Annotated in this window: 11 protein-coding genes; 9 read left to right on the top strand and 2 right to left on the bottom strand. The window is 73.8% G+C overall.

Annotation, left to right across the window (positions count from 1 at the left end):
• Positions 1-69 precede the first annotated feature (69 nt).
• From ACFWEG_RS22840 to ACFWEG_RS22830, 3 genes are all read left to right on the top strand, one after another.
• Positions 70-675, top strand: coding sequence for a hypothetical protein (locus ACFWEG_RS22840; RefSeq protein WP_387218183.1), 606 nt, complete (start codon positions 70-72; stop codon positions 673-675).
• Between the two features lie 194 nt (positions 676-869).
• A complete protein-coding gene (locus ACFWEG_RS22835) occupies positions 870-1064 on the top strand; it encodes a hypothetical protein (protein WP_387218180.1) in 195 nt (64 codons plus the stop codon).
• Between the two features lie 89 nt (positions 1065-1153).
• On the top strand, positions 1154-4216 hold the full coding sequence (locus tag ACFWEG_RS22830) for an AAA family ATPase (RefSeq protein WP_387218177.1): 3063 nt from the start codon (positions 1154-1156) through the stop codon (positions 4214-4216).
• A gap of 30 nt (positions 4217-4246) precedes the next feature.
• On the opposite strand, the gene ACFWEG_RS22825 is transcribed toward ACFWEG_RS22830, so the two are convergent.
• Positions 4247-5431 (bottom strand): PQQ-dependent sugar dehydrogenase, encoded by a 1185-nt coding sequence (locus ACFWEG_RS22825; protein WP_387218174.1) that lies wholly within the window; start codon positions 5429-5431, stop codon positions 4247-4249.
• A 152-nt stretch (positions 5432-5583) separates the two neighbouring features.
• A complete protein-coding gene (locus tag ACFWEG_RS22820) occupies positions 5584-6576 on the bottom strand; it encodes an aldo/keto reductase (protein WP_387218171.1) in 993 nt (330 codons plus the stop codon).
• 232 nt (positions 6577-6808) lie between these two features.
• Between ACFWEG_RS22820 and ACFWEG_RS22815 the strand changes: the two genes are divergently transcribed.
• The 6 genes from ACFWEG_RS22815 (at position 6809) to serA (ending at position 16640) form a co-directional block, all read left to right on the top strand.
• Entirely contained in the window at positions 6809-7768 is a 960-nt protein-coding gene (locus ACFWEG_RS22815) for a 2-hydroxyacid dehydrogenase (protein ID WP_387218168.1), read from the top strand.
• A 382-nt stretch (positions 7769-8150) separates the two neighbouring features.
• On the top strand, positions 8151-11045 hold the full coding sequence (locus ACFWEG_RS22810) for a putative bifunctional diguanylate cyclase/phosphodiesterase (protein ID WP_387218165.1): 2895 nt from the start codon (positions 8151-8153) through the stop codon (positions 11043-11045).
• Between the two features lie 220 nt (positions 11046-11265).
• Positions 11266-13134: an acetolactate synthase large subunit gene (locus tag ACFWEG_RS22805; RefSeq protein ID WP_387218162.1), complete on the top strand. Its 1869-nt coding sequence runs from the start codon at positions 11266-11268 to the stop codon at positions 13132-13134.
• A gap of 20 nt (positions 13135-13154) precedes the next feature.
• Positions 13155-13679 (top strand): acetolactate synthase small subunit, encoded by a 525-nt coding sequence (gene ilvN / locus ACFWEG_RS22800; protein ID WP_387218159.1) that lies wholly within the window; start codon positions 13155-13157, stop codon positions 13677-13679.
• A gap of 138 nt (positions 13680-13817) precedes the next feature.
• Positions 13818-14816: a ketol-acid reductoisomerase gene (gene ilvC, locus ACFWEG_RS22795; protein ID WP_387218156.1), complete on the top strand. Its 999-nt coding sequence runs from the start codon at positions 13818-13820 to the stop codon at positions 14814-14816.
• 231 nt (positions 14817-15047) lie between these two features.
• Positions 15048-16640: a phosphoglycerate dehydrogenase gene (gene serA / locus ACFWEG_RS22790; protein ID WP_387218153.1), complete on the top strand. Its 1593-nt coding sequence runs from the start codon at positions 15048-15050 to the stop codon at positions 16638-16640.
• Positions 16641-16682 lie beyond the last annotated feature (42 nt).

The following is a 16682-nucleotide window of genomic DNA, read 5'->3' as shown; positions in this document are numbered from 1 at the left end:
GGCGGGGGCCGCTCCCTTTCGCGCGGTCCGTTAAGGAGGCTCTCAGATTGCGCGCCTAGCGTGCGGCGCATGACTGCCCCGAAGACCGGTACCACCGAGAAGACCGCCCCCGCAGACGCCCCGGCGACCACCGACGCCCCGCCGGCCGCCGACACCCCTGCCGCCGATGCCACCGCCGGCGTCGCGACCGAGGAGCGGGAGCCCCTGACCGACGACGAGCTCGACGCGGAGGTCGCCGCCGAGATCGAGGCCGAGCAGGCCGCCGAGGCCGCCCGGGAGAAGGACGGCGCCCGGGTCGGCACCGGCGCGTTCGGCGTCGTCGCCGCCGGCCTCGGCCTGGCCTCGCTCACCGGCACCTGGCTGAGCGACGTCGTCTCCCAGCGCGAGACGCTGCTCGGCCAGATCAAGAACCCCAGCACCCCCGCCCAGCAGATCACCGAGATCTACGGCGACGCCTGGCACACCACCGCCCTCGTCAACGGCGTCTTCGCGCTCCTCGCCGTCCTCGTCGGACTCGCCGTGATCGCGCGCCCCGCGTTCGGCACCCCCGGCCGGCCGCTCGCCGCCTGGATCCGCGCCACCGCCTGGGGCGGCGTCGCCCTCGGCGTCCTCGGCCTGCTCCTGGCCGTCGCGATGTACTTCGACCTGCTCCTCGCCCTCCCCACGGCCGGCTGAGGAGGCCTGAGGCCGGCTGAGGACGGCCGAGGCCGGTGCCTAAGGCACCCCGGGCGGCCCCCTAAGGCACCCCGACGCGCGGAGATGAGGCAGACGCCCGATGCGGCGCACCCCTCTGGGAGACGAATCTCGGTGTCACACCACGAACGGTGTGACAACGAGGTCCGTCGAGGGCCCACCCGGAGGAGAACCGCATGTTCGACTACGAGTTCCACAAGATCCAGTCCGCCGAGCTGATCCGCGCCGCGCAGGAGCACCGGCTGGCCCGCGAGGTGACCACCGCGCGCAGGCGGGCGGCGCGTGCCGCCCGCCGCAGCGGCGGGCACGACCCGGAGGGGCGGGTGAGCGCCGCCGAAGCGCTCAGGCGCCGCTTCACGCACGCCGCCTGATGGCCCGGCACCTTCCCGCGCCCCGCGCGGCGTCCCAGCCCGCGAAATCGGCTGGGGCGCCGTCGCAGGGGTGTGCGATCCTCCCGGGTATGGAGACCAGGTCCGTGAGTCCGGTGTTCGTCGGCCGCGGCGCCGAGTTGTCCGCCCTTCGGGACGCGTTGGACCGCGCGGCCGGCGGCGAGCCGCAGGCGCTGGTCGTGGGCGGGGAGGCCGGGGTCGGCAAGACCCGGCTCGTCGAGGAGTTCGCCGCCGCGGCCGTCCGCGGCGGCGCCGTCGTCACCGTCGGCGGCTGCGTCGAGATCGGGGCGGACGGCCTGCCGTTCGCCCCCTTCTCGGCCGCCCTGCGCGGGCTGCGCCGCAGCCTGCCCGAGCCGTTCGCCGCGGCCGTCGCCGGCCAGGAGGCCGAACTCGCCCGGCTGCTGCCGGAACTCGGCGACACCCCCGGCGGACGGCACGACGAGGAGGGCATGGCCCGCCTCTTCGAGCTCACCGTGCGGGTCCTGGAGCGCATCGCCGCCGACCACACCGTCGTCCTCGCCCTGGAGGACCTCCACTGGGCCGACGCCTCCACCCGGCACCTGCTCGCCTACCTGCTGCGCACGCTCAGTGCGGGCCGCCTCGTCGTCGTCGGCACCTACCGCTCGGACGACGTCCACCGCCGGCACCCGCTGCGGCCCCTGCTCGCCGAGGTCGACCGGATGCGCTCCGTGCACCGGCTCGACCTCGACCGCTTCACCTGCGCCGAGGTGCGCCGCCAGATGGCCGGCATCCTCGCCGCCGAACCCGAGCAGAGCCTCGTCGACGCGATCTACGAGCGGTCCGACGGCAACGCCTTCTTCGTCGAGGAACTCGCCGTCGCACGCGAGCAGGGCTGCTGCACCGGGCTCACCGACACCCTGCGCGACCTGCTGCTCGTCCGCGTCGAGGCATTGCCCGAGCACGCGCAGAACGTGGCCAGGATGGTCGCCGAGGGCGGCTCCACCGTCGAGTACGAGCTGCTCGCGGCCGTCAGCCGCCTCGCCGAGGACGACCTGATCGAGGCGCTGCGCGCCGCCGTCGGCGCCAACATCCTGCTCGCCACCCCCGACGGCGACGGCTACCGGTTCCGCCACTCGCTGGTCCGCGAGGCGGTCAGCGACGACCTGCTGCCCGGCGAGCGCTCCCGCATCAACCGCCGCTACGCCGAGAGCCTGGAGGCCGATCCGGCGCTCGCCCGCGCCGACGAGAGCGTCACCCGCCTCGCCTCCTACTGGTACCACGCGCACGAGCCGGCCAAGGCGCTGCCGGCCGTGCTCCTCGCCGCGGCCGAGGCCCGCGACCGGCACGCCTACGCCGAGCAACTGCGGCTCCTGGAGCGGGCCATCGAGCTGTGGGACGTCACCCCCGCCGAGGCGAGGGCCGGCCTGGAGCACCTGGACTCCGCCGGCGACTTCTGCGGCTGCGACCCGGAGACCACCCCGCTCGGCGTCCTCGACCTGATGGCCGACGCCGTCACCGCGGGCCGCTACTGCGGTGAGCGCGAGACGGCGGCGAAGATCTCCCGGCGCGCCCTGCGCATCCTGGACGAGCGGCCCGACCCGCTGCGCGCCGCCTGGTTCTGGTCCCAGCGCAGCCTGCTGGTCTCCTCGCTCGGCCGCGGGGACGGCTGGGACGAGATCAGCCGCGCCCAGGAGCTGGTCCGCGGCCTCCCGCCGTCCAAGGTCCACGCGGACGTGCTGGTCAAGGCCGCGAGCTGGAGCATGGTCCACAACCCCGGCCCCGAGGCGCTGGCAGCGGCCGAACGGGCCCTGGAGTACGCCCGGATGGTGCGGGCGGAGGAGCTCGAACTCCACGCCCGGCTCACCTACGGCGGACTGCTCGCCGACGCCGGGGACGTCGAGGCGGGGCTCGCCGAGCTGTTCGCCGTGCGGGACAAGGTGCTGGCGGAGGGGCGGGCCGAGCTGCTGTCCCGCAGCCATGTGAACCTCCCCTCGACGCTGGAGAGCGTCGGCCGGTCGGCGGAGGCCGTCACGGTCGCCCGCGAGGGCATCGAGCTCAGCCGGAGGTACGGCCTCCTCGACACCGAGGCGTGGATCTGGGGCAACCTCGCCGAGTCCCTGTACTCGCTGGGCCGCTGGGACGAGGCGGGCGACGCCGCCCTGCAGGCCCAGCGACGCGCCCGGACCGACCGGACCCGCGACGGCACGTCCTACCGGTTGGCGATGCTCGCCGTGTCGCGCGGCGACATCGCCGAGGCCGTCTCGCGGCGCGCGGTGTCCCTGCGCTACTACCGGGGCGTGGACGACCAGCCGCAGCTACGCATCCCCATGGCGGTGCTCAGCCTGCTCATCGCGGCCGGCGAGGGGCGCGTCCCCGACGCGCGCGCGGTCCTGGGCACGGCGGTGGAGGAGGGCTTCCCACCCGGCATGCACCGCTACGCCTGGCCGCTGCTCCTGGAGGCCGCCGTCGTGGAGGCGGCCTCCCGCGGACTGCCGACCGCGGACCAGGGCCGCGCGGAGACGGTCGAGCTGATCAGGTCCGCCTCGCGCGGTCTGGCCGCGCGGGTGCCGGTGTGGGCGGCGTACGACCGCTGGGTCCGTGCCGAGCTGCTGCGGGCGGAGGGCCGCGACACCGAGGCCCACTGGGCCGAGGCCGCCGCCGCGTTCGCCCCGCTGGACCGTCCCTACGAACTGGCCCGCGTCCGCTTCCGGTGGGCGGAGGCGGTCCTGCTGGGCGGCGGCGGTGACGACGGCGGCCGGGAGCGGGCCGCGGACCTCCTGCGGTGCGCGCACGCGGCGGCGGAGCGGCTCGGGGCCCGCCCGCTCGTCGAGGCCCTGGCGCTGCTCGCCCAGCGGGCGCGGCTGCCCCTCGCCCCGGCCGACGGTCCGCGGGAGCTGCCGGCCGCCCCCGCCGACCCCGCCCGCGAGCTGGGGCTCACCAGCCGGGAGCGGGACGTGCTGAGCCTGGTGGCGGCGGGCCGCTCCAACCGGCAGATCGCGGAGGCGCTGTTCATCTCGCCGAAGACGGCGAGTGTCCACGTCTCCAACATCCTCGCCAAGCTCGGCGTCAGCGGCCGCGGGGAGGCGGCCGCCCTCGCCCACCGCCTCCACCTCGTCCCCCTGGACGCGACCGCGACCGCGACTGCGACTGCGACCGCGACTGCGACCGCCTGAGCCGCGCGCCCGGGTCGGGGCGGGCCTGCCTCATGTCACGTTCAGGAGGAGGATCCGGTCGTCACCGCCCCGGGCGTCGCCCCGGCCGTCGGTGTTGCTCGTGACCAGCCAGAGCTTGCCCTCCCCGGCCTCGTGGACCGTCCGCAGGCGGCCGAACTCGCCCTCCAGGAACGCCTGCGGGTCGGCGGAGCGCCTCTCGCCGTCGAGCGGGACGCGCCAGAGGCGCTCGCCGCGCAGGCCCGCCATCCACACCGAGCCCGCGGTGACGGCGACGCCGCTCGGGGAGGCCTCGTCCGTCGTCCACTGGGCGACCGGGTTCACGAAGTCGGCGTCGTCCCCCTCGCCCTCGACCTCGGGCCAGCCGTAGTTCTCCCCGGCCTTGATCAGGTTGACCTCGTCGTAGGTGTCCTGGCCGAACTCCGCCGCCCACAGCCGCTTGCCCCCGTCCCAGGCGATGCCCTGCACGTTGCGGTGGCCCCAGGAGTAGACGACCGAGTCGGGCTCGGGGTTGTCGCGCGCCGGTTCGCCGGTCGGGGTCATCCGCAGGATCTTGCCGCCGAGCGACCTCCGGTCCTGGGAGAGCTCGGGGTCGCCCGACTCGCCCGTGCCCGCGTAGAGCTGCTTGTCGGGGCCGAAGGCGATCCGCCCGCCGTTGTGGGTGAAGCCCTTGGGGATGCCCTTGAACACCGTGTCCGGCGCGCCCAGCTGCCGGCGCTCGGGCTTCTTCTCGTCGTAGAGCAGCCGGGCGATCCGGTTGTCGGAGGCGGTGGTGAAGTAGGCGTACACCAGGCGGTCGGAGGCGAAGTCGGGGGAGAGGGCGATGCCGAGCAGGCCGCCCTCGCCCTCCGGGGCCACCCCGGGGACCGAGCCGACCTCGGTCTTCTCACCGCTCTCGCCGTCCACCCGGGTCAGGGTGCCGTCGTCCCGCGAGGAGACCAGGAGGTCGCCCCCGGGGAGCGGCGCCAGGCCCCAGGGGGACTTCAGCCCCTCCGCGACCGTGCGCGCCACCTTCACCGTGCCCTTGTCGGGGGGCACGTCGGCCGCCGAGGGCTTCGCCCCGTCCGGCGACTCACGGGCGGACTCGGAGGAACGGGTGGACCCCGCGGCCGGTTCGCCGCCGCCGTCCGACGAGCAGCCCGCGGAGAACAGCAGGCCGGCGGCGGTCAGCGCGGCGGTGGTGGCGGGGCGTCGCAGGGTGGCTCGCGCGGTACGCATCAGCCCGGACCCTTCTCTCGGCACTTCCTCGGCAGGACCTCTTACCCTTCCTACACCGCTCGTGCCCCGGAGGTTCCCGATCATCGGATCGCGTCGGACCCGTCGAACCCGCCGGGACCGTCCGAGCGCCCCCGCCGATCCCGCCGCACCCCCTAGTCCCAGGATCCCCGGGCCGCCGGCAGTTCCGCCACCTCCGCCAGGTCCTCCGGGGTCAGCCGCACCGACCCCGCCGCGGCGTTCTCCACCGCCCAGCGCACCCGCTTGGTCCCCGGCACCGGCACCACCTGCGGCCCGCGGCTGCGCACCCACGCCAGCGCCACCTGCGCCGGGGTCACCCCCGCGCCGTGCCGCACCGCGATCCGCCGCAGCCCCGCCACGATCACCTGGTTCGCCGCCATCATCTCCGCGGTGAACCGCGGGTGCCGCGCCCGTACGTCGTCGGGCTCGAAGCCCTGTCCCGGCGTGAGCGTGCCGGTCAGGTAGCCGCTGCCCAGCGGCATCGCGGCGAGCAGGCCCACGCCGCGCGCCGCGCACCAGGGGAGCAGCGCGGTCAGCGCCTCCGGCGACCACACGGACAGCTCGGCCTGCACCGCGCTCACCGGGAACACCTGCTGCACCCGCTCCAGCTGCGCGATCGTGTCCGCGTACGGATCGCGCCGGCCGGGCGCGCCCGCCGGACCGCCCCCCGCACGGCCGCCCCCTCCCGACGAGGCCCCCGCGCGCCGCCCCGACGCCCGCGCCCCCACCGCGCACAGCCCCAGGGCCCGCACCTTGCCCGCCGCGACCAGCTCGGCCATCGCCCCCCAGGTCTCCTCCACCGGCACCTCGGGATCGGCCCGATGGAGCTGGTAGAGGTCGATGACGTCGGTCCGCAGCCGGCGCAGCGAGGCGTCGCACGCCCGCCGCACGTACGAGGGCCTGCCGTTCGCGACGAGGTGCTGATCGCCCACCAGGAGGCCCGCCTTGGTCGACACGAAGGCGTCCGCCCGGCGCTCCTTCAGGACCCGGCCCACCAGCCGCTCGTTGGTGAACGGCCCGTACATGTCCGCGGTGTCCAGGAGCGCGCACCCCGCGTCCAGAGCCGCGTGGATCGTGCGCAGGGACTCCTCCCCGCGCCGCTGGGACGCGGTGTACGCCCAGCTCATCGGCATGCAGCCGAGGCCTGTCGCGCCGCTCCCCGGCGCCCAGGGCAGTCCCGGACCGGCCGCGCCGGCCCCCTGGCCCGACCCGGGACCGGGCGCGGCCGCGCCGAATGCCCGCCGGTCCACCGCTGTGCAGCCCCTCTCGTCCACCCCGTGCCCGCGACCGCCCTCCGCGCGGGACCCGTCCCGAGGGGATCTTCGTCCCTGCGGGAGTCACCAAACTAACCTCTGCCCCATGACCGCTCACGCCGACGTATGGCTCCCCATCGACCCCGACGACGTCCCCGGCCTCCCCGAGGACCTCAGGTACCACTTCTGGGACGGCGGCGAGGACGGCACCGCGCCCTACCCCGCCGACCCCGCGGACTGCGTCCTGTACGTGGTGCCGTACATGAAGCGGCGGCCGGTCAAGGTCCGGCCGATCGCGGAGATGCCCGGGCTGCGGGTGGTCCAGACGCTCACCGCCGGCGTCGACGACGTCCTCCCGGAGGTCTCCGCGCTGCCCGCCGGGGTCCGGCTGTGCAACGCCCGCGGGGTGCACGAGGCGAGCACCGCCGAGCTGGCGCTCACCCTCACCCTGGCCTCGCTGCGGGGCATCCCCGGCTTCGTCCGCGACCAGGAGCGCGGGCATTGGAAGTCGGTCTTCCGTCCCGCACTCGCGGACAGGTCGGTGCTGATCGTCGGCTACGGCTCGATCGGCGCCGCGGTCGAGGACCGGCTCGTACCGTTCGAGTGCGCGCGGGTGGCGCGCGTGGCGCGCTCCGCCCGCTCCACGGAGCGCGGCCCGGTGCACGCCATGGCGGACCTGCCCGAACTCGTCGCCGAGGCCGACGTGGTCATCCTGACGGTGCCGCTGACCGACGACACCCGCCGGCTCGTCGACGCCGGCTTCCTCCGCCGGATGAAGGACGGTGCGCTGCTCGTCAACGTCGCGCGCGGCGGGGTCGTCGACACCGAGGCGCTGCTCGCCGAGCTGGCGACCGGCCGGATCACCGCCGCCCTCGACGTCACCGACCCCGAGCCGCTCCCCGAGGGCCACCCGCTGTGGCACGCACCCGGCGTGCTCATCAGCCCGCACGTGGGCGGCCCCACCTCCGCGTTCCTGCCCCGCGCCCGGCGGCTGCTCGCCGACCAGCTGACCCGTTACGCCGCGGGCGAGCCGCTGGACAACGTGGTCCTCACGACCGGCGGGTGACATCCCCCGCCCCCGGGGGTACCCGGCGGGCGACGCTCCGCAGCCCTCCGGGTGCACGCAGTGCCCGCAACTCCGCTGGTCGTCACGGAGAGTAGAGGAACTATGTCCCTGAGTGACGATCCTGGTGTATCGTCCCGGCAGGGGCTGCGCCGCGCACCGTACGGCGCTGGGGAGTGACACCGGAGATCCGAGGGGGGCGACGGGCGATGCACGGCCTATGGACGAACGTTCCGAAGCGACGGCTCAGCCGACGGCGATCCCGTCGCACCACGACCCCCGGCGGGTCCGTCCCGTCACCGGCCGTCACGGCCCCGTCCCGGCCCAGGACCCGCCCACGACAGCGCTCCCGGGCGCACCCCGGGACGCGGGTCCGGGAGACGCGATGAGCGCCCCCGGGGCGGTGATGGCCCGGCCGGTCACCGGCCAGGGCGGCGCCGGCCTGGTGTCGCAGCTCGTCCTCGCCGCCCTCTGCGGCGGCTACGCGGCCGGCTCCGCCCTCGGCTGGGGATCCCCCCGACTCGCCCTCGTCATGGGCGACTTCGGGCTGAGCCTGGCCGCCGGCGCCGCCGCCGTCTCCTGCTTCCTCTACGCCCGCACCCGCACCAGCCGGTTCCGCCCCGCCTGGCTGCTCTTCTCGCTCTCCTCCGCGATGGCCGCCCTCGGCAACGGCGTCTGGGGCTGGTACGAGGTCGTCCTGCGCCGGCCCGTCCCCAGTCCCTCGGTCGCCGACCTCTTCTTCCTGTGCTTCGCGCCGCCCGCCATCGTCGGCCTCCTGGTGCTCGCCAAGCGGCCCGTCACCCGGGCGGGCTGGCTCTGCCTTGCGCTCGACACCTGGCTGATCGGCGGATCGCTGCTGACGCTCTCCTGGAGCCTGGCGCTCGCCCACACCACCCAGCTGCAGACCGACCCCGGCGGCTCCGTGGCCCACGCGGCGCTCTCCCTCGCCTACCCGCTGCTCGACATCGCGCTGGTCAGCGTGGTCCTCGCGCTGCACTTCCGGCGCTCCTCGGTGAACCGGACCGCGATCAACACCGCGATCGCCGCGCTCGCCATGACCGTCCTGTGCGACGCGCTGTTCACCTCCCCGCTGCTGCGGGAGAACTACCGCTCCGGCCAGATCCTCGACGCCGGCTGGTTCGCCGGCTCCCTGCTGCTCGCCTACGCCCCCTGGGTGGCCCACCGCGCGGAGGCCCGCCGCGGGAGCGGCGCCTCCCAGGACGCCCCGCGCCCCGCCGACCGCTCCCGCGGCCCCGCGGCCCGGGAGCGGCACGGCAGCCGCCCCGTCGCCGGCTCGCTCGCCGCCCTGACGCCCTACCTCGCCGCCGCCGTCTGCACCCTCGGCATCCTCTACAACGTCCTGAAGGACCGCAGTATCGACCGCGTCGTCCTGGTCACCGCCTGCACGGTCGTCCTGGCCCTGGTCGTCCGGCAGGGCATCATGCTGCTCGACAACATCAAGCTCACCCACGAACTGGCCCAGAAGGAGAACCACTTCCGGTCCCTGGTCCAGGGGTCGAGCGACGTCATCATGATCGCCGCCCCCTCCGGGGTGCTGCGCTACGTCAGTCCGGCCGCCGCCGGCGTCTGGGGGCGGGAGGCGGAGGACCTGGTGGGGTCCGAGCTGTCCTCGCTCATCCATCCCGACGACCTCGGCGCCGTGCAGTACGAGGTGGGGCGCTTCCTGACCGCCACGGCCGCCGAGGAGCCCACCACCCGCATCGAGTGCCGCTTCAGCAACGGCCGCGGGGAGTGGCGCAACGTCGAGTCGACGGTCAACCGCCACCAAGGCGGGCTCATCCTCAACAGCCGGGACGTCACCGAACGGGTCCGCCTGCAGGCCCAGTTGCAGCACAACGCCGAGCACGACCCGCTCACCGACCTGCCCAACCGGGCCCTGTTCACCCGCCGCGTCACCCAGGCGCTCGCCGGCCGCCGCACCACCGACTGCGGCACCGCGGTGCTCTTCATCGACCTGGACGGCTTCAAGGCCGTCAACGACACCATCGGCCACCAGGCCGGCGACGAGCTCCTCGTCCAGGCGGCCCGCCGGCTCGCCGACTCCGTCCGCGCCGGCGACACCGCGGCGCGGCTCGGCGGCGACGAGTTCGCGGCCCTCGTCACGGGCGACGGCAACCGCGACCCGGCGGCCCGCGAGTTCCACATCCACGAACTCGCCGACCGGCTGCGGCTCGCCCTGTCCGAGCCCTACGTCATCAACGGCCACCCGGTCCGCGTCGCCGCCTCCATCGGCGTCGCCTTCGCCGAGCCCGGCGTCACGCCCGGCGACATCATGCGCAACGCCGACCTGGCGATGTACCGGGCCAAGGCGGCCGGAAAGGGCCGGGTCGAGCTCTACGCCCCGCAGATGCAGGCCGAGGTGGTCCGCCGCGCGGAGCTCGCCACCCGGCTCCGCACCGCCCTCACCGACGGCGAGTTCGCCCTCCTGCACCAGCCCGTCGTCTCCCTGGACACCGGCCGGATCGCCGCCGTCGCCGCCCAGGCCCGCTGGCGCTCCGCGCAGGGCATCCTCTTCACGCCCGCGGAGTTCCTGCGCGTCGCCGACGACGGCGACCGCACCGCCGAGCTCGGCCGCTGGCTCCTGGAAGGGGCCGTGGAGCAGGCCGCCGAGCGGCACCGGGCCGGCCACCCCGTCCCCGTGACCGTCCGGATGTCCGCCGGGCGGCTGCTCGACCGGACGATGCCGCTCGGCTCCGTCGAGGCGCTGCTGACCCGGCACGGGCTGCCCTCCGGCGCGCTGGTCGTCGAGCTCGCCGACAGCGACCCCCGGGTCCCCCTGGAGCAGCTGGAGCGCCGGCTGGTCGCGCTGCGCCGGCTCGGCGTCCGGATCGCCCTGGACGGCTTCGGCAGCGGCTACGCGGCGATCAGCGCGCTGCGCCGGCTCCCGCTGGACGTGCTGAAGCTGGACCGCGGACTGGTCGAGGGCGTCGTCGAGTCCGCCCGGCTGCACAAGATCACCTCGGGGCTGCTGCGGATCGCCGGGGACCTCGGCATGCAGTCGGTCGCCGACGGGGTGGACCTGCCCGAGCAGGTCATCGCCCTGCGCGCGATGGGCTGCACGCACGGCCAGGGCATGGCCTTCTCCGGCCCGCTCGACGAGTACCGGCTGCGCCGCGGGCTCGCCGAGGGCAGCTACCCCGTGCCGCGCGGATCCGTCGCACCGCCGGCCGCGCCGGCCCTCGTCGGCCGCACCCCCTCGCACCCCCACGGCCACCTGCCCCGCCGCTCACATCATGAGACGCCCGTCCCACCCACTTGACAGTCACCCTGCGTCGGGGGCAGGGTCAGTGCCATGCGCACCCGAATTCTCGTACTTGGACAGCGCGTCGGCCGAAGCTGAGCGACCCACCCGCTCCGCTCAACGCACCCGACGCGCTCCCCTCGCTTGCCTCCCGGCACGAGGGGTTTTTTGTTGCACCGGCGCCTTCTCCGAGGCACCGCAGGACCCTCGCACGACCACCCTCAGCATCGAGAAGAGAATGCCGATGACCGAGCAGTCAGGACAGGCGGCGGCAGCCCCGCATCCGCAGCCGCGAGCCCGCGCCGGCGGCCACCAGGCCGGCCCCGTCGAGCACGTCACGGGCGCGCAGTCGCTCATCCGCTCGCTCGAGGAGGTGGGTGCCGACACGGTGTTCGGCATCCCGGGCGGGGCGATCCTGCCGGCCTACGACCCGATGATGGACTCCACCCGGGTGCGCCACGTCCTGGTCCGCCACGAGCAGGGCGCGGGCCACGCCGCCACCGGCTACGCGCAGGCCACCGGCAAGGTCGGCGTCTGCATGGCGACCAGCGGTCCCGGCGCCACCAACCTGGTCACCCCGATCGCCGACGCGCACATGGACTCCGTCCCGCTCGTCGCGATCACCGGCCAGGTCGCCTCCAAGGCCATCGGCACGGACGCCTTCCAGGAGGCGGACATCGTCGGCATCACCATGCCGATCACCAAGCACAACTTCCTGGTCACCGACCCGGCCGACATCCCGCACACCATCGCCGAGGCCTTCCACATCGCCTCGACGGGCCGCCCGGGACCGGTCCTGGTCGACATCGCCAAGGACGCGCTCCAGGCGCGGACCACGTTCTCCTGGCCCCCGCAGATGGACCTGCCCGGCTACCGGCCCGTCACCAAGCCGCACGCCAAGCAGATCCGCGAGGCCGCCAAGCTGATCACCGCCGCCAAGCGGCCGGTGCTCTACGTCGGCGGCGGTGTCATCAAGTCCGGTGCGACCGCCGAGCTGAGGGTGCTCGCGGAGCTGACCGGCGCCCCCGTCACCACCACCCTGATGGCGCTGGGCTCGTTCCCCGACAGCCACCCGCTGCACGTGGGGATGCCGGGCATGCACGGTGCGGTCACCGCCGTCACCGCGCTGCAGAAGGCCGACCTGATCGTCGCCCTGGGCGCGCGCTTCGACGACCGCGTCACCGGAAAGCTGGACAGCTTCGCCCCCTACGCCAAGATCGTCCACGCGGACATCGACCCCGCCGAGATCGGCAAGAACCGGGCCGCGGACGTCCCCATCGTCGGCGACGCCCGCGAGGTCATCGCCGACCTGGTCCAGGCCGTCCAGGCCGAGCACACCGACGGGCGCAAAGGCGACTACACCGCCTGGTGGGCGGACCTCGACCGCTGGCGCGAGACCTACCCGCTCGGCTACGACCAGCCGGCCAACGGGCAGCTCTCCCCGCAGCACGTCATCGAGCGGATCGGCCAACTCGCCCCCGAGGGGACGATCTTCGCGGCGGGCGTCGGCCAGCACCAGATGTGGGCCGCGCACTACCTGCAGTTCGAGCGCCCCGCCACCTGGCTCAACTCCGGCGGCGCCGGGACCATGGGCTACGCGGTCCCGGCCGCGATGGGCGCCAAGGCCGGGGCGCCGGACCGCACCGTCTGGGCGATCGACGGCGACGGCTGCTTCCAGATGACCAACCAGGAGCTCACCACCTGCGCCCTGAACGGCATCCCGGTCAAGATCGCCATCATCAACAACGGCGCGCTCGGCATGGTCCGCCAGTGGCAGACGCTGTTCTACAACCAGCGCTACTCCAACACCGTGCTGCACTCCGGCCCGGGCGCCGACGGCAAGCAGCCGAGCGCCGGCACCCGCGTCCCGGACTTCGTCAAGCTGTCCGAGGCGATGGGCTGCTACGCGATCCGCTGCGAGGACCCGGCCGATCTCGACAAGGTCATCGAGGAGGCCAACGCGGTCAACGACCGGCCGGTCGTCGTCGACTTCATCGTCCACGAGGACGCCCAGGTCTGGCCGATGGTCGCCGCCGGCACCTCGAACGACGAGGTCATGGCCGCCCGCGGCGTCCGCCCCGACTTCGGCGACAACGAAGAAGACTGAGGAAGAGAGAGCCCGAAGACATGTCCAAGCACACGCTCTCGGTCTTGGTCGAGAACACCCCCGGCATCCTCGCCCGGATCGCGGCGCTGTTCTCGCGCCGCGGCTTCAACATCGACTCGCTCGCCGTCGGCGTCACCGAGCACCCCGACATCTCGCGCATCACCATCGTCGTGAACGTCGAGGACCTGCCCCTCGAACAGGTCACCAAGCAGCTCAACAAGCTGGTCAACGTCCTGAAGATCGTCGAACTCGAGCCCAGCGCCGCGATCCAGCGCGAGCTCGTCCTGGTCAAGGTCCGCGCGGACAACGAGACGCGCGGTCAGATCGTCGAGATCGTCCAGCTGTTCCGCGCCAAGACCGTCGACGTGTCGCCCGACGCGGTCACGGTCGAGGCGACCGGCGGCCCGGAGAAGCTGGAGGCCATGCTCAGGATGCTGGAGCCGTTCGGCATCAAGGAGCTGGTGCAGTCCGGGACGATCGCCATAGGGCGCGGCGGCCGGTCCATCACGGACCGCAGCCTGCGGGCGCTCGACCGCAGCGCGTAAGCCCCGGCGGGCGCCCGCGCGCCCGTCCGCGCCCCCACTCCTCACGGGGCCCGTCCGGATCCCGGACCCGTCCCCCTCGCCCGACCAGGCCCGCCGTACGGTGGGCCCGTCACACCTGCACACCAAGGAGAAGATCCAGTGGCCGAGCTGTTCTACGACGACGATGCCGACCTGTCCATCATCCAGGGCCGCAAGGTCGCGGTCATCGGCTACGGCAGCCAGGGCCACGCCCACGCGCTGTCCCTGCGGGACTCGGGCGTCGACGTCCGCGTCGGCCTGCAGGAGGGCTCCAAGTCCAAGGCCAAGGCCGAGGAGCAGGGCCTGCGCGTCGTCTCCGTCGCCGAGGCGGCGGCCGAGGCCGACCTGATCATGATCCTCACCCCGGACCCGATCCAGGCCCAGGTCTTCGAGGAGTCCATCAAGGACAACCTCAAGGAGGGCGACGCGCTCTTCTTCGGCCACGGCCTGAACATCCGCTACGGCTTCATCAAGGTCCCCGAGGGCGTCGACGTCGCCCTGGTCGCCCCCAAGGGCCCGGGCCACCTGGTGCGCCGCCAGTACGAGGAGGGCCGCGGTGTCCCCTGCATCGCGGCCGTCGAGCAGGACGCGACCGGCAAGGCGTTCGACCTCGCGCTGTCGTACGCCAAGGGCATCGGCGGCACCCGCGCCGGCGTCATCAAGACGACGTTCACCGAGGAGACCGAGACCGACCTCTTCGGTGAGCAGGCCGTCCTCTGCGGTGGCACCGCCGCCCTGGTGAAGGCCGGTTTCGAGACGCTGACCGAGGCCGGCTACCAGCCGGAGATCGCGTACTTCGAGTGCCTGCACGAGCTGAAGCTCATCGTCGACCTCATGTACGAGGGCGGCCTGGAGAAGATGCGCTGGTCGGTCTCCGAGACCGCCGAGTGGGGCGACTACGTCACCGGTCCGCGGATCATCACCGACCAGACCAAGGCGGAGATGAAGAAGGTGCTCGCCGAGATCCAGGACGGCACCTTCGCCAAGGAGTGGATGGCCGAGTACCACGGCGGTCTGAAGAAGTACAACGAGTACAAGACGCAGGACTCCGAGCACCTCCTGGAGACCACCGGCAAGGAGCTGCGCAAGCTCATGAGCTGGGTCGACGACGAGGCCTGAGCACCGCGGGGCTGAGGGGGCCGTCCCACCCGGGGCGGCCCCCTTGTCCACACCGTCCCACACGGACGGGTGATCCTGCCGCCGAGGCGGTTTTCACGCCGTCCCGCAGCACTAGACTGCACACCACATCTACGCGTCGGGCCCACAGCGTCGTGCGTCTTCCGCGGCAAGCAACCCTCCACCGCCGCGGCCGTCGGGACGGCCGTCCGCAATGGATCTGTGAGGACTCACGTGAGCTCGAAACCTGTCGTACTCATCGCTGAAGAGCTGTCGCCCGCCACCGTCGACGCCCTGGGCCCGGACTTCGAGATCCGGCACTGCAACGGCGCCGACCGCGCGGAGCTGATCCCCGCCGTCGCCGACGTGGACGCGATCCTGGTCCGCTCCGCGACGAAGGTCGACGCCGAGGCCATCGCCGCCGCGAAGAAGCTGAAGGTCGTCGCCCGCGCCGGCGTCGGTCTCGACAACGTCGACGTCTCCGCCGCCACCAAGGCCGGCGTGATGGTCGTGAACGCCCCGACCTCCAACATCGTCACCGCCGCCGAGCTCGCCTGCGGCCTCCTGATCGCCACCGCGCGCAACATCCCGCAGGCCAACACCGCGCTGAAGAACGGCGAGTGGAAGCGGAACAAGTACACCGGCGTCGAGCTCTCCGAGAAGGTCCTCGGAGTCGTCGGCCTCGGCCGGATCGGCGTCCTGGTCGCCCAGCGGATGTCCGCCTTCGGCATGAAGATCGTCGCCTACGACCCCTACGTGCAGCCCGCCCGCGCCGCGCAGATGGGCGTCAAGCTGCTCTCCCTCGACGAGCTGCTCGAGGTCGCCGACTTCATCACCGTGCACCTGCCCAAGACCCCCGAGACGATCGGCCTGATCGGCGACGAGGCGCTGCACAAGGTCAAGCCGTCGGTGCGGATCGTCAACGCCGCGCGCGGCGGGATCGTCGACGAGGAGGCGCTCGCCTCCGCGCTCAAGGAGGGCCGCGTCGCCGGCGCCGGCCTCGACGTGTACGCCAAGGAGCCCTGCACGGACTCCCCGCTCTTCCAGTTCGACCAGGTCGTCGCCACCCCGCACCTCGGCGCGTCCACCGGTGAGGCGCAGGAGAAGGCCGGCATCGCCGTCGCCCGCTCGGTGCGCCTCGCGCTCGCCGGCGAGCTGGTCCCCGACGCGGTCAACGTCCAGGGCGGCGTCATCGCCGAGGACGTCCGTCCCGGCCTCCCGCTCGCCGAGAAGCTCGGCCGGATCTTCACCGCGCTCGCGGGCGAGGTCGCGGTCCGCCTCGACGTCGAGGTGTACGGCGAGATCACCCAGCACGACGTCAAGGTGCTCGAACTCAGCGCGCTCAAGGGCGTGTTCGAGGACGTCGTCGCCGAGACGGTCTCCTACGTCAACGCCCCGCTGTTCGCCCAGGAGCGCGGCGTCGAGGTCCGGCTGACCACCAGCTCCGAGTCGCCCGACCACCGCAACGTGGTCACCGTCCGCGGCACGCTCTCCGGCGGCGAGGAGGTCGCGGTCTCCGGCACGCTCGCCGGCCCCAAGCACCTGCAGAAGATCGTCGCCATCGGCGAGTACGACGTGGACCTGGCGCTCGCCGACCACATGGTCGTCCTGCGCTACGCCGACCGCCCGGGCGTCGTCGGCACGGTCGGCCGCGTCCTCGGCGAGGGCGGCATCAACATCGCCGGCATGCAGGTCGCCCGCGCGGCGGCCGGCGGCGAGGCGCTCGCGGTCCTCACCGTCGACGACACCGTCCCGCAGACGGTCCTGACGGAGCTGGCCGAGGAGATCGGCGCGACGTCGGCGCGCTCGGTGAACCTGGGCGACTGACGCCCCGCGCACGCGAACGGCGGGGGCGGCCTCCCAGGAGGC

This window comes from Streptomyces sp. NPDC060194 (genome assembly GCF_042728285.1).
GTDB lineage: Bacteria > Actinomycetota > Actinomycetes > Streptomycetales > Streptomycetaceae > Streptomyces.
This window is presented reverse-complemented; position numbering and strand designations above follow the sequence as displayed.